Consider the following 12,551-nt stretch of genomic DNA (forward strand, 5'->3'; position numbering starts at 1 on the left):
GGTGATCGACGACTGCGGGTTGGCCTGCACGTTCTGCCACAACGAGGGAACCCCGGTCACCGCCGACAACCGGGGCCGCGCGCCGTTGCCCTTCGTCGCGGGGCCGGGCGGGACCGGGCGCGTGTCGATCTACACCGAGACGAACGGCGTCGACTTCCTCGCCGTGAAGATGGCCCCGGACGTGCACTTCCGGCGCGCGGTGCGGACCGTGGCGAGGGCGTTCGGCGCCAACGAGGTTCACCTCACCGGCGGGGAGCCCACCCTCCACACGGAGGTCGCCGCGCTGGTCTCGGCGCTCACCGGTATGGGCCTGAGCGTCGGAATGACCAGCAATGGGGAGCGCGGCCGGCAGGTGATGGCCGAGTGTTCGGCGGCCGGTCTCAACCGGGTCAACGTCTCGGTCTTCGGGACCACCGCCGAAGAGCTCCGGGTCGTTCAGTCCGAGCGCTTCAGGTCGGCGGGTCTGGCCGAGACGAAGATCCGGGCTGCGGAGCAGACGATTCGGGCCGCCGTGTCCAACGGGGTCAAGGTCTCGGTGAACATCGTCGTTCCCGGCATGGCCCACGTGGACCGGGTCGTCAACCTGGTCGAGTCGTACGGGCAGTTCGCGGACGTGCGGATGCTCACCAGCATCCAGGACGGGCCGGAGTCGGCCGTGGCGATCTCCGAAGTGCTGGCCCGCGTCGGCGCGGAACCGGTGCTTCGAACGTTCACCGCCGGCACCTCCGACGAGCGCACCACTCGGCAGCCGGGCGGTCTACGTCAAGCGGCTGCTGCCGGTGCGGCTCCCGGACACCTGTGCGTCGTGCCGCTTCAACAACGACACGGACTGCCAGGAGGGCTACTACGGCGTCCGCCTGTACCTCACCGATGAGGGTGAGTACATGGTCGGCATCTGCATCCAGCGCATGGACCTGTGCGTGCCCGTAGCCCAACTGCCGAAGAGCGGGATCGTGGAGGAGGTGCTGGCGTTCAAGGACGCCGAAGTCCGGAGGCTGGCGAGCGAGTACGGCGCCGCCGCGTAGGAAGTCGGCCCCGCGGACTTCGTGTGCTCCACGCGAGGGGCCAAAGTGACGGACTTGGCTGCCACGTTTGGCCTTTGCGGCCTCGCTCGGCCCGAGCGAGGCCGCGAGTCGTGGCGTCCGTTGGGCCGTATCGAGGATCATCCGGGCGGCGTTGTTCACGATGCTGGTCGGTGTCGAGGGATCGCGAAGGGGCCGGGTGCGATGGGTGTTTCGCTGGGTGTGGTGGTGCTGACGATGGGAGACCGCCAGCGGGAGTTGCAGGCGTTGCTGGAGTCGGTGGCGGCACAGGACGGCGGGAGCGGCACGACCGTCGTCCTCGGGCAGGGGGTGCCGCTGCCGGAGCTTCCGGAGTGGGTCGACGGGGTGGAACTGCCGGAGAACCTGGGCATCCCGGGTGGGCGGAACGCCGGTGTCGGGCGATTGCGTGAACTCGGCGGTGTGGACGTCGTGGTGGTGCTGGACGACGACGGGCTGTTGCCCGGGGCCGACACCTTCCGGTTGCTTCGGGAGGCGTTCGAGCGGAACCCGCGCCTTGGGGTGGTGGGTTTCCGGATCGCGGACGAGACGGGGTTCACCCAGCGGAGGCACGTTCCCCGTCTCGGGGCCTCGGAGCCGATGAGGTCCGGCTTGGTCACCACGTTCCTCGGCGGTGGGCATGCGGTCCGGCTGAGCGTGATCGACCAGGTCGGCGAGTTTCCGGCAGCGTTCTTCTACGCGCACGAGGAGACCGACTTCGCCTGGCGCGCACTCGACGCCGGGTGGGACATCCACTACCGGGCCGACCTGGTGCTGCAACACCCGCGGACCGACCCGGCTAGGCACGCCGCCTACTACCGGATGACGGCCCGCAACCGCGTCTGGCTAACGAAGCGCCACCTGCCCGCCGTGCTCGTGCCGGTCTACCTCACCTCCTGGGCGCTGTACACACTGGTTCGCCGACCGCCGGCGGCCGGGCTCACGGCGTGGTGGTCCGGGTTCTTCGAGGGAGTCCGCACACCGTGCCCGCCGCGCCGTCCGATGCGGTGGCGCACGGTGTGGCGGATGACGCGGCTGGGCCGGCCACCGGTGATCTGACAGCCGGCCGTCGTCTGCTGTGCCGCCGCCACACCGAGCTGCCGATACCGTGTGCTCGCGCATCCCGGGACCCGGTCGGAGAGGGCAATGCCCCATGACCGCAACTGAGTTCGAAGCGAAGATCCAGCGGGGATGCCACCCTCCGCACGGAGGTCGCCGCGTTGGTTTCGGCGCTCACTGGTACGCCAAAGTCCGGAGGCTGGCGAGCGAGTACGGCGTCGCGGCCCAGGAAGTCGGCCCCGCCGACCCCGGGTGCCGAGCGAGAGTGTGGTGCCCTCGCTCGATTTGAGCGAGGGCACCAACTCTGGTGTCGGTGACAGACGTTACGGTTCGGACTTGCCGTTGACCGGGGGAGTGGTGGAACGAGAGCGCCGTACAGCGGACCTTCCGGATGCGTAGGAAGTCGACCGGGTCGACTTCCTACGCGGCCGCCCGGTCAGCGGGTGGCGAGGGCCTCCAGGACGCGTTCCAGGGAGGTGCCGAGGTTCCAGCGGGTGGTGAGGTATTCGAGGGTCATGGGGTCGAGGGGTTCGCGGGGGAGGGTGGGGTCGAAGTCGGGGAGGGGGGCGTCGGTGGCGACGCGGACGACGGTGGGGGCGGCGTCGAGGTAGGGGGAGCCTTCGACGAGGTTGCGGCGGCGGGCCGGGGTGAGCTTGGAGGCGGGGTCCAGGGCTGCGGCGCGGATGGCGGCGAGGTCGCCGTACTCGTGGATGAGCTGGGCGGCGGTCTTCTCGCCGATGCCCTTGACGCCGGGCAGGCCGTCGGACGGGTCGCCGCGCAGGGCGGCCATGTCGGCGTACTGGGAGCCGTGGACGCCGTACTTCTCCAGCAGCAGCGCGTCGTCGGTGAGCTGCAGGTTGCCCATGCCCTTGACCGGGTAGAGGACGGTGATCTGCCGTGCATCGTCGACGAGTTGGAAGAGGTCGCGGTCGCCGGTGACGATCTGGACCGGGCCCTTGGCGCGGGCGGTGAGGGTGCCGATGACGTCGTCGGCCTCGTAGCCGGGGGAGCCGATCCGGGCGATGCCGAGCGCGTCCAGGACGTGTTCGATGACGGGGACCTGCGGGGCGAGGGTGTCGGGCACCTCCTCCTCGCCGTCGACGGCGGCCTCGGCGACCCGGTGGGTCTTGTAGGAGGGGATGAGGTCGACCCGCCACTGGGGGCGCCAGTCGGCGTCCATGCAGGCCACGAGGTGGTCGGGCCGGTGGTCGTGGACGAGCCGGGCGATGAAGTCCAGCAGGCCGCGGACGGCGTTGACGGGCTCGCCCTGCGGGGAGCGCAGGGAGTCCGGTACGCCGTAGTAGGCCCGGAAGTACAGGCTGGCGGAGTCGAGGAGCATCAGTCGCGGTGCGGTCACGCGTCAGATCATGCCGCACCGCGCTGACGGACACCCGGTGGCTCAGTGCTCGTGCGGGCCGGCGCGGTGGACCGGGCCGTGGGCGTCGGCGCAGTGGTCGGCGGCGGAGTCGGCGGAGTCGGCCGAGTCGCCCCGGCCGGCGATCTGGAGCAGCGCGCCGGCCTCGTCCTCGCCGACGTGGTCGACCTGGAGGGTGGAGTGGGTGATGCCGTACTCAGCGGAGAGCCGGCGCTGCAGGGAGCGCCGGACGGCGTGGCAGTCGCCGCCGGGGGTGACCAGGATGTGCGCGGACAGGGCCGGCTGGTTGGAGGTGATCTCCCAGATGTGCAGGTCGTGGATCTCCTCGACCAGCGGCTCGGCGACCAGCCGGTCGGCGACGGCGTCCGGGTCGATGCCGGCCGGGGCGGCTTCCAGGAAGATCCGGCCGGAGTCGCGGACGAGCCCGATGCCGGCCTTGAGCATCAGCGCGACGACGATCAGCGAGGCGATGGCGTCGGCCCGGGCGAAGCCGGTGGTGACCATGACGAGGCCGGCGACGGCGGTGGCGATGAAGGCGTACAGGTCGGTGAGGACGTGCTGGAAGGCGCCCTCGACGTTCAGCGAGCTGCGGTTGGCCTTCGACATGCACCAGGCGGCGGCGATGTTGACGACGACGCCGACCAGCGCGGTGACCAGCACCAGCGAGCCGGTGACGGCGGGCGGCTCGAACAGCCGGGTGATCGCCTCGTAGCCCAGCCAGGCGGACAGGACCAGCAGGGTGACGCCGTTGGCCTGCGCGGAGAGGATCTCGGCGCGCTTGAGGCCGTACGTGTAGCCGCCGCGGGCCGGGCGGGCGGCGAGCCGCATGGCGACCAGCGCGAGGACGATCGAGGCGGCGTCGGTGAGCATGTGCGCCGCGTCGGAGATCAGGGCGAGCGATTCGGCGGCGAAGCCGACCGCGACCTCGCCGGCCATGAAGACGACGATCAGGGCGAGGGCGCTGAGCAGCCAGCGGCGGTCGGCGTCGGCGGCGACGGCGTGCGAGTGGCCGCCGGGGCCGTGGGAGTGCCCGCCGTGCCCGTGCCCGTGCCCAGGCTGGTGGTCATGCGCATGATCATCGTGGGAATGCTCGCGGCCGGCCATCGAAGCCCTTTCTGGACGCACGGGTGGAATGCACACCTGAACGGGCGGGGGCGATCGCCTCCGCACTCGAAGTGAACCGCAGAATCGACAAAGATCCAAAGGTTGTACTGGTGACCGTTGTCGTTGCCGTTCGGATGCCCACCGTCGACCCGGTTGCCGCTGGCACAGGTCCTGGTCGGGGCGCGGATTTCCGGCTCACCTGAACGGGTGAGGCGAGTTTGCGCGGCCGCGCGCCGGTCCACGACGATCATGGCCCGTGAAGATCGCTACCGCGGATTCCGCCCGCCGGCTCGTCGAACTGGAGCGGATCGCCGAGGAGCTGATGAACCGTCATCTCACGGCGGCGCGCGAATGGTTCCCGCACCAGTACGTCCCCTGGGGGCCCGCCCTTCGGCGGGCACCACGCCGCGTCGTCCTCACCGCGTGACCCCGGAGCCTCCGACCACCATGCGCCGCCTCGCGGCGCCACCACCGCCGCCGTGGGCCGCCAGGTCCTGCGCGCCGCCCGGCTGCGGCCGGGCATCGCGGTGCTGATCGTCGGCGGCAGCGACGTCCTGCTGCCCGCCCCGCTCGGCCGCGCCGCCCGCCGGCACGCCCACCTCGCCCGCACCCTGCGCGAAGCCGGCTGGCAGCTCGTCGTCGTCCCCTGCCCCGACCCCGGCTACGGGCCCGGCTTCCGCGCCCCCGCCCGCTGGATCGGCCACCACCGCTCGGGCCGCCTCGCCCGGCTGCACACCCGCACCGCCGAACGCCTCGGCGCGCACCTCGCCCCCACCGCGGGGCCCGAGTTCCGCGACCTCGCCGCCCACCTCCTCGGCCCGGACGGCATCCACCCGTCCCCGCACGGCTACGCCGCGCACGCCACCCGCATGCTCCCCGCCCTCCTCGCGGCCGCCGCCCACCTCCCCACCCCGGTCCCGGTCACCGGCTGACACCCCGGCGCCCCGCTCGTCTCCCCGCGCCCACCCGGACGCGCGGGGAGACGAGCGCCGCGGACTCCCGGCCGGTCCAACTAGCCCAGCGGCACGGCCTCCAACACCGCCGCGGTGGCGGCCCGCACCAGCGCCCGCATCACCCGCAGGTCGTCGCCCTGCTCGGGATGCCACTGCACCCCCAGCGTGAACCCCGGCCCCTCGATCGCCTCCACCGTCCCGTCCGGCGCGTGCGCGCTGACCCGCAGCCCCTCGCCGAGCCGGTCCACCGCCTGGTGGTGGTACGTCGGCACTTCCAACTCGCTCTCCGGCAGCAGCCCGCCGAGCAGCGTTCCGGGCACCGGCCGCACCGCGTGCGTCCCGTACCTCCCCGGCGAGCCGTTGTGCACGTCCACGTCCAGCACGTCCGGCAGGTGCTGCACCAGCGTCCCCCCGCACACCACGTTGAGGACCTGCATCCCCCGGCAGATGCCGAGCAGCGGCATCCCGGCGGCGAGCGCGGCGCGCAGCAGCGCGACCTCCCACCGGTCGCGTTCCGGTGAGTCGATCTCCGCCAACGGGTGCGCGGGCTCCCCGTAGTAGGCGGGGTCGAGGTCGGGCCCGCCCGCGATCACCAGCGCGTCGAGCCGGGCCAGGACTTCGGGCGCCCGCTCCGGGGCGTCGGGCGGCAGCAGCACCGCGACCCCGCCGGAGTCCTGCACGTACGCGGTGTACCGCTCGGGGACGAGGGCGACCCGGCGGTTGCGCCAGCTGCTCCAACTCGCGTCCACCAGGTAGGTGCTGACGCCGATGTAAGGCCTGCGATCCATGGCGCGCATTCTGCACCCGGGGCGCCTGATCCCCCGTCAGCCACGCGGTCCGGCGCGCCGCGGCCGTCCGCCCTCTTCCGCCCCGCGAGCCGCAGGCCGTACGGTTCGCTGTGACCGGTTGATCTCGAAGAGTGATCGATGAGGATGGTTCCGTCATGTCCGAGCTCGCCGCCGAGGGCGCCCGGCCGCGCGCGCCGCTGTCCCTGGACGGGTTGCGCGCGCTGGTGGACGCCGGTGAGGTGCACACGGTCGCGCTCGCCTTCACCGACATGCAGGGCCGCCTGCAGGGCAAGCGCTTCGCCGCCCGGTTCTTCCTCGACGAGGTCGTCGAGCACGGCGCCGAGGCCTGCGACTACCTGCTCGCGGTGGACGTCGACCTGAACACGGTGGACGGCTACGCGTTCTCCTCCTGGGCCACCGGCTACGGCGACTTCGCGATGCGCCCCGACCTCAACACCCTGCGGCTCACCCCCTGGCAGCCGGGCACCGCGCAGGTGACGGCCGACCTGGCCCGGCACGGCGGCCACCCGGTGGACGCCGCCCCGCGCCAGATGCTGCGCCGACAGATCGCCCGGCTCGCCGAGTACGGCCTGGCGGCCGACATCGGCACCGAGTTGGAGTTCCTGGTGTTCCGCGACACCTACGAGTCGGCCTGGCTGGGCGGCTACCGCGGCCTGACCCCGGCGAACCTCTACAACGTCGACTACTCGATGCTCGGCACCGCCCGGGTGGAGCCGCTGCTGTCCCGGATCCGGCTGGAGATGGCCGGCGCCGGGCTGACCGTCGAGTCCGCCAAGGGCGAGTGCAACCTGGGCCAGCACGAGATCGCCTTCCGCTACGCGGACGCGCTGACCACCTGCGACCAGCACAGCGTGTACAAGACCGGAGCCAAGGAGATCGCCGCCCAACTCGGCTGCGCGCTCACCTTCATGGCCAAGTACGACGAGCGCGAGGGCAACAGCTGCCACATCCACCTGTCGCTGCGCGACGCGGTCGGCGCGCCCGCCTTCGCCGACCGGGACGGCCGGATGACCGACACCATGCGGCACTTCCTGGCCGGGCAGCTGGTCGCGCTGCGCGAGTTCAGCCTGCTGTACGCGCCCAACATCAACTCCTACAAGCGCTACCGCCCCGGCTCGTTCGCCCCGACCGCCGTCGCCTGGGGCCGGGACAACCGGACCTGCGCCTACCGGGTGGTCGGCCACGGCCCGTCCCTGCGGATGGAGAACCGGGTGCCCGGCGGCGACGTCAACCCGTACCTGGCGGTGGCCGGGATGCTCGCGGCCGGCCTGTACGGGCTGCAGCGCAAGCTGGACCTGCCCGCGCCCTGCCTGGGCAACGCCTACGCGGTGGACGAGTACGGCCGGGTGCCCGGCTCGCTGCGCGAGGCGGCCGAGCTGTGGGCGGAGAGCGAGCTCGCCCGGGACGCCTTCGGCGGCGACGTGGTCGACCACTACCTGAACATGGCCCGGGTGGAACAGGCCGCGTACGACGGCGCGGTGACCGACTGGGAGCGCTACCGATCCTTCGAACGGATGTGAGGGAACCCGATGGGCGATACCGGGATCGTCTGCCGCCGACTGGTCGGCCGCACCGCCGTGGTCACCGGCGCGGGCAGCGGGATCGGCCTGGCGGCCGCCCGCCGACTCGCCTCGGAGGGGGCGAGGGTGGTCTGCGCGGACCTCGACGAGGGGACCGGCCGGGCCGCAGCCAAGGAGGTCGGCGGGCTGTTCGTGCACACCGACGTCACCGACCCGTACATGGTCGAGGCGCTGTTCGACGAGGCCTACGAGACCTACGGCAGCGTGGACGTCGCGTTCAACAACGCCGGCATCTCCCCGCCGGAGGACGACTCGATCCTCACCACCGGCCTGGACGCCTGGCGCAGGGTGCAGGAGGTCAACCTGACCTCGGTCTACCTGTGCTGCAAGGCCGCGCTGCCGTACATGCGCCGGCACGGCCGCGGCTCGATCATCAACACCGCCAGCTTCGTGGCCCGGATGGGCGCGGCGACCTCGCAGATCTCCTACACCGCCTCCAAGGGCGGGGTGCTGGCGATGTCCCGCGAGCTGGGCGTGCAGTTCGCCCGGGAGGGCATCCGGGTCAACGCGCTCTCGCCCGGACCGGTGGACACCCCGTTGCTGCGCGAGCTGTTCGCGAAGGACCCGGAGCGGGCGGCCCGCCGGCTGGTGCACGTTCCGCTCGGCCGGTTCGCCAGGGCCGAGGAGATCGCCGCCGCGGTGGCCTTCCTGGCCAGCGACGACTCCTCGTTCATCACGGCGAGCGAGTTCCTGGTGGACGGCGGGATCTCCGGGGCGTACGTGACGCCCCTGCCGTGACGCCCCTGCCGTGGCGCCCCTGCCATGACACTCCCGCGGGCGTGGCGACCCGGGGCTTCTCACCGGAATCTCATCGAAAACCGGCGGAATTCGCCGCTGCCCTGATTTCGCGTTTATCCGGCGCCCTTTAGATTCTCTGGTGTGAGTGAGCAGATTCCCGCCGGGTGGTACCCGGATCCGAAGGACACCGCGAGCGACCCGAGACCGCAGCGCTGGTGGGACGGCCGGGGCTGGACGGCCAGCACCCGGCCCGCGCCCTCGGACGCGCCGACCCCGGAGCCGCCGGCGGCGGCCCCGTCCGGGGCGTTCGGCGCCCCCGAGCCGGGCACGGCCGAGCAGCCCCGGGTGCTGGAGGGGGAGGTCCTGGAGAGCGGCCCGACCGTCCGCTACCCGGAGCCGCCGCCGTTCGGCGCCGCCTGGGGCGACCCGGGCGCCGCGCCGCGCAAGCCCCGGCGCAAGCCGTCGAAGCTGGTGATCGCGACCGTCGCCGCCGCCCTGCTGGGCCTGGGCGCCGGCTCGGGGATCACCTACCTGGCCATGGACGGGCACGGCAAGGACCACGCGCAGCGCGCCGCCCGGTCGGTGCCGGGCGGCGAGAACGGGCCGTGGGGCGACCTCCCGGGCTTCGGCGACGGCCCGGGCACGGACGGCAAGGGCGGCGGCAACGGCAACGGCGGCGGGAACGGCAACAACAACGGCAACGGGAACGGCGGCGGCAAGTCCAAGCCCGGCCCCGGCACCGCCGTCGACGTGGTGAACCGGCTGTCGTTGCCCGTCCCGTCCGGCTGGAAGGGCAGCCACACGGCCGAGGGCTACGCGGCGATGTACGTCGGCTCGTACACCTGCGCGGACGGCCAGAGCGAGTGCACCCTCGGCGGGGTGAACACCGGCCGGATCGACGGCGGCGGCTCCGACGTCGCGGCGGCGGCCAAGGCCGACATCGACAAGGCGGCCAAGGACTCCTACGCCGACGTCACGGGCCACCAGGAGCTGAAGAACGAGGCCGTCAAGGTCAACGGCCAGGACGGCTGGCTGATCCGCTGGAAGGTCGACGCGGCGAAGGGCAACAACGGGTACGTGCAGACGGTGGTCTTCCCGTCGAGCGACGGCAAGACGCTGGTCTCGGTGCACTTCGGCTTCGACATCGCCGACAAGGCGCCGGACGTCTCCCTGATGGACACCATCGTCAAGGGCATCACCGACTACAAGGGCAAGCTCCCCTCGCTGCCCGGCGGCGGCTCCGCCACCCCGGGCGGCGGTGTCGGCGGTACCAGCACCTGACCGACCGCGCTCCTCACCGCACCACGGCGGCCCGCCCGGAGGAAGTCCTCCGGGCGGGCCGCCGCGTGTTCTCCGACGCGAGCCGGACCGGACGGGGGTTGGCCGGTCCGGCTCACGTTCCCGGCGTCAGGCGCCGCGTCGAACAGCCTCGACGCGGCGGCGCCGGAGCACCATGGCGGCCCAGCCGGCGCCGATCGCGGCGGCGCCGGCCAGCAGCAGCGGGCCGGTGGCCGAGGTGCCGACCGCGGCGGAGGCGGTCGGGACGGTCTGGCCGGCCGGGGAGTTCGGGTCCCCGCCGTGCCCGTGGTGGGCGACGGTGGACCGGGGGGCGTCGGCGGCGATCTGCGCGTCGCTGGGCGCGGCGGGGGCGGCGAGCGCGGACACCGCCGGGGCGCTGCCGGTGCCGGCGCCGAAGTCGACGTCCGAGCAGGCGTAGAACGCCTCCGGGCTGTCGCTGCGCTGCCAGATGGTGTAGAGGATCTGACGGCCGGTGCGCTGCGGCAGGGTGCCCGAGTAGCTGTAGGAGCCGTTGACGGTGTTGCGGTCGACCTGGACCTGGGCGACCGGGGTCGGGTCGAGGTCCGACCACTTGAGCGGCTGGGTCGGGTTGTAGCCCGGCTTGGTGATGTAGACGGTCTGGGTGCCGACGTGCGGCGCGGTGGCGCGGAACTGGAAGGTGTAGGCGCCCGCCTTGACGGGGGTGGCCGGCCAGTCGGTGCGCGGCCAGTCGAGGGCCGCGTACTTGTCGCGGTTGGCCGAGCAGAGCCGGCCGTCCGGGATCAGCGCCTGCGGGTTGCCGTTGGCGTTGGCGATGTTGACCTCGTTCCAGTCGTACAGCGGCTGGGTGCCGCTGGTGGCGACGAGGTCCTTGCAGACCTGGGAGACGGGGTGCTCCGGGCCCTCGGCGTAGCAGGCGGCGATCCGGCTGACGGGGTTGGTCATCGTGCCGTGGGCGCTGGCGGTCCCGGCGGTGGTCAGGGCCACCGAGAGGGCCGCGGCGCCGACCACGCCGACGGACAGGGCGGTTCGCTTGATGGACATGGGGTGGGACTCCTCGACCGTCGTTCCGGGCGGGTGTGGGGGAGCGGACACGCCTGCCCGCCCGGAGGGCCGCTGCCCGGATCGCGGACCCCCGGGCCGAAGCGTAGGATTGGTCCAGACCATAAGGCAATAGCCTTGACGGACACGGCGGTTGACGCGCAGTCGGCTCCCGAGCAGCGCAAAGGCCCGATGGGGCTCCCGGGTTAGGAGTTCCATCGGGCCCGCTTAAGGCTCCGGAAAGGTGCTGAGGGGAATCCGTGGGCTCAGAGGAACGTCCGGCCCTCGCCCCGGTAGGTCGGTACGGTCCGGACGATCCGCTCGCCCTCGATCAGGTGCAACTCGGCGAAGCGCTCGCACAGTTCACCCGCCTTGGCGTGCCGGAACCAGACCCGGTCGCCGATCAGCAGGTCGTCCGCCGCCGCGCCGAGCAGCGGGGTCTGCACCTCGCCCGCGCCCTCCATCGGGTCGTAGCGCAGCCCCGCCGGCAGGTACGGCACCGGCGAGCGGTCCGGCCCGGGCGCGCCGGAGGCCGGGTAGCCGCCGCCGAGCACCGTCACCACGCCCACGCCGGGGCGGCGCACCACCGGCTGCCCGAACAGCGCGGCCGGGCGGCCCCGGAACGCCCGGTAGTGGTCGAAGAGTTGCGGCACGTACAGCCCGGAGCCGGCGGCCACCTCGGTGACGGCGTGCTCGGCCGCGGTGGACTCCACGCTGCCGGTGCCGCCGCCGTTGACGAACTCCAGCTCCGCCACCCGGCGCAGCCGCCGCACCACGGCCGCCCGCCGCTCGGCGAGTTCGGCCCGCGCCGTGGCCTGCATCAGCCGGATCAGCCGCGAGCGCACCGGCCGTCCGGGCACCCGGTCGCCGACCCCGGCCACGTGGCCCTCGTACGCCATCAGGCCGACCACCCGGAACCCCCTTCTGCGCTGGACGAGTTCGGCGAAGGCGCCGAGCTCCTCGGGGGTGCGCAGCGGCGAGCGCCGGGCGCCCACCCGGACCCGGCCGCCGAGCAGGTGCAGCGCGGTGTCCAGCTCCAGGCAGACCCGCACCTCGGCGTCGCCGGCCCGGGCCGCGTCGATCAGGTCGAGCTGGGCCGGGTCGTCCAGGACGACGGTGATCTCGCGGGCGAGGTCCGGATCGGCGGTCAGTTCGGCGTAGCCGGCGCGGTCGGCGGACGGGTAGGCGAGCAGCACGTCGCGCAGGCCCGTCCGGGCGAGCCAGATCGACTCGTCCAGGGTGAAGCTCATCACCCCGGCGAAGCCGTCCGCGGCCAACGCCCGTTCCAGCAGGGCCCGGCAGCGCAGCGACTTGCTGGCGACCCGGATCGGCTTGCCGCCGGCGCGGCGCACCAGGTCGGCGGCGTTGGCGTCGAAGGCGGCGAGGTCGACGACGGCCACCGGCCCGTCCAGGTGGGCGGTGGCCCGGTCGTACCGGTGGCGGTCGGAGGCGGGGGCGGGCGCGTCGAGCAGGACCATGCGCGCAGGGTGCCACAGCCGCTTACCGGTGGGTAGGGCCTGGCCCTTGGATTTTGTCGGATCAGGCCGCGGCGTTGGGGTGCGTGCATCGCAAGG

12 protein-coding genes and 1 pseudogene are annotated in these 12,551 nt (G+C 73.0%); 8 read left to right on the top strand and 5 right to left on the bottom strand.

Annotated features, from left to right (window positions below; genetic code table 11):
- Position 1 precedes the first annotated feature (1 nt).
- The 3 genes from AB2U05_RS26855 (at position 2) to AB2U05_RS26865 (ending at position 2,099) form a co-directional block, all read left to right on the top strand.
- The gene (locus AB2U05_RS26855; protein ID WP_369184481.1) at positions 2–874 is read left to right on the top strand and encodes a radical SAM protein; all 873 of its coding nucleotides are present in this window, start codon (positions 2–4) and stop codon (positions 872–874) included.
- Between the two features lie 10 nt (positions 875–884).
- Entirely contained in the window at positions 885–1,025 is a 141-nt protein-coding gene (locus tag AB2U05_RS26860) for a hypothetical protein (protein ID WP_369184482.1), read from the top strand.
- A 201-nt stretch (positions 1,026–1,226) separates the two neighbouring features.
- Entirely contained in the window at positions 1,227–2,099 is an 873-nt protein-coding gene (locus tag AB2U05_RS26865) for a glycosyltransferase family 2 protein (RefSeq protein ID WP_369184483.1), read from the top strand.
- A gap of 436 nt (positions 2,100–2,535) precedes the next feature.
- Here the strand turns inward: AB2U05_RS26865 and AB2U05_RS26870 are convergent, their stop codons facing one another.
- Entirely contained in the window at positions 2,536–3,438 is a 903-nt protein-coding gene (locus AB2U05_RS26870) for a 5'-3' exonuclease H3TH domain-containing protein (RefSeq protein ID WP_369186003.1), read from the bottom strand.
- Between the two features lie 60 nt (positions 3,439–3,498).
- Complete coding sequence (locus AB2U05_RS26875) at positions 3,499–4,578, bottom strand: cation diffusion facilitator family transporter (protein WP_369184484.1); 1,080 nt, start codon at positions 4,576–4,578, stop codon at positions 3,499–3,501.
- Between the two features lie 256 nt (positions 4,579–4,834).
- On the opposite strand from AB2U05_RS26875, the gene AB2U05_RS26880 reads away from it, so the two are divergent.
- Both AB2U05_RS26880 and AB2U05_RS26885 read left to right on the top strand, forming a co-directional pair.
- A complete protein-coding gene (locus AB2U05_RS26880; protein ID WP_369184485.1) occupies positions 4,835–5,005 on the top strand; it encodes a hypothetical protein in 171 nt (56 codons plus the stop codon).
- Positions 5,006–5,048: 43 nt separating this feature from the next.
- Positions 5,049–5,510: pseudogene (locus AB2U05_RS26885) on the top strand (GDSL-type esterase/lipase family protein); the annotation flags it as partial.
- 80 nt (positions 5,511–5,590) lie between these two features.
- Here the strand turns inward: AB2U05_RS26885 and AB2U05_RS26890 are convergent.
- Positions 5,591–6,319 carry a gamma-glutamyl-gamma-aminobutyrate hydrolase family protein gene (locus tag AB2U05_RS26890; RefSeq protein ID WP_045705241.1) on the bottom strand — a complete coding sequence of 243 codons (729 nt, stop codon included), beginning with the start codon at positions 6,317–6,319 and terminating at the stop codon, positions 5,591–5,593.
- Between the two features lie 155 nt (positions 6,320–6,474).
- On the opposite strand from AB2U05_RS26890, the gene AB2U05_RS26895 reads away from it, so the two are divergent.
- The 3 genes from AB2U05_RS26895 (at position 6,475) to AB2U05_RS26905 (ending at position 9,939) form a co-directional block, all read left to right on the top strand.
- A complete protein-coding gene (locus AB2U05_RS26895; RefSeq protein WP_045705238.1) occupies positions 6,475–7,860 on the top strand; it encodes a glutamine synthetase family protein in 1,386 nt (461 codons plus the stop codon).
- 9 nt (positions 7,861–7,869) lie between these two features.
- The gene (locus tag AB2U05_RS26900) at positions 7,870–8,658 is read left to right on the top strand and encodes a 3-oxoacyl-ACP reductase (RefSeq protein ID WP_045705236.1); all 789 of its coding nucleotides are present in this window, start codon (positions 7,870–7,872) and stop codon (positions 8,656–8,658) included.
- A gap of 141 nt (positions 8,659–8,799) precedes the next feature.
- Positions 8,800–9,939 (top strand): DUF2510 domain-containing protein, encoded by a 1,140-nt coding sequence (locus AB2U05_RS26905; RefSeq protein WP_369184486.1) that lies wholly within the window; start codon positions 8,800–8,802, stop codon positions 9,937–9,939.
- Positions 9,940–10,065: 126 nt separating this feature from the next.
- Here the strand turns inward: AB2U05_RS26905 and AB2U05_RS26910 are convergent, their stop codons facing one another.
- Both AB2U05_RS26910 and AB2U05_RS26915 read right to left on the bottom strand, forming a co-directional pair.
- Entirely contained in the window at positions 10,066–10,980 is a 915-nt protein-coding gene (locus tag AB2U05_RS26910) for a lytic polysaccharide monooxygenase (protein ID WP_369184487.1), read from the bottom strand.
- A 263-nt stretch (positions 10,981–11,243) separates the two neighbouring features.
- The gene (locus tag AB2U05_RS26915) at positions 11,244–12,455 is read right to left on the bottom strand and encodes an alanine racemase (protein ID WP_369184488.1); all 1,212 of its coding nucleotides are present in this window, start codon (positions 12,453–12,455) and stop codon (positions 11,244–11,246) included.
- Positions 12,456–12,551: the final 96 nt, after the last annotated feature.

It is taken from the genome of Streptomyces sp. Y1 (genome assembly GCF_041053115.1).
Lineage (GTDB): Bacteria > Actinomycetota > Actinomycetes > Streptomycetales > Streptomycetaceae > Kitasatospora > Kitasatospora rubellomurina.

What these genes read in the sequence shown, in the direction of transcription:
- AB2U05_RS26915 (WP_369184488.1), bottom strand. Translation starts at nt 12,455, where the DNA reads ATGGTCCTGCTCGACGCGCCCGCCCCCGCCTCCGACCGCCACCGGTAC.
- AB2U05_RS26910 (WP_369184487.1), bottom strand. Translation starts at nt 10,980, where the DNA reads ATGTCCATCAAGCGAACCGCCCTGTCCGTCGGCGTGGTCGGCGCCGCG.
- AB2U05_RS26860 (WP_369184482.1), top strand. Translation starts at nt 885, where the DNA reads ATGGTCGGCATCTGCATCCAGCGCATGGACCTGTGCGTGCCCGTAGCC.
- AB2U05_RS26890 (WP_045705241.1), bottom strand. Translation starts at nt 6,319, where the DNA reads ATGGATCGCAGGCCTTACATCGGCGTCAGCACCTACCTGGTGGACGCG.
- AB2U05_RS26865 (WP_369184483.1), top strand. Translation starts at nt 1,227, where the DNA reads ATGGGTGTTTCGCTGGGTGTGGTGGTGCTGACGATGGGAGACCGCCAG.
- AB2U05_RS26870 (WP_369186003.1), bottom strand. Translation starts at nt 3,438, where the DNA reads ATGCTCCTCGACTCCGCCAGCCTGTACTTCCGGGCCTACTACGGCGTA.
- AB2U05_RS26895 (WP_045705238.1), top strand. Translation starts at nt 6,475, where the DNA reads ATGTCCGAGCTCGCCGCCGAGGGCGCCCGGCCGCGCGCGCCGCTGTCC.
- AB2U05_RS26875 (WP_369184484.1), bottom strand. Translation starts at nt 4,578, where the DNA reads ATGGCCGGCCGCGAGCATTCCCACGATGATCATGCGCATGACCACCAG.
- AB2U05_RS26900 (WP_045705236.1), top strand. Translation starts at nt 7,870, where the DNA reads ATGGGCGATACCGGGATCGTCTGCCGCCGACTGGTCGGCCGCACCGCC.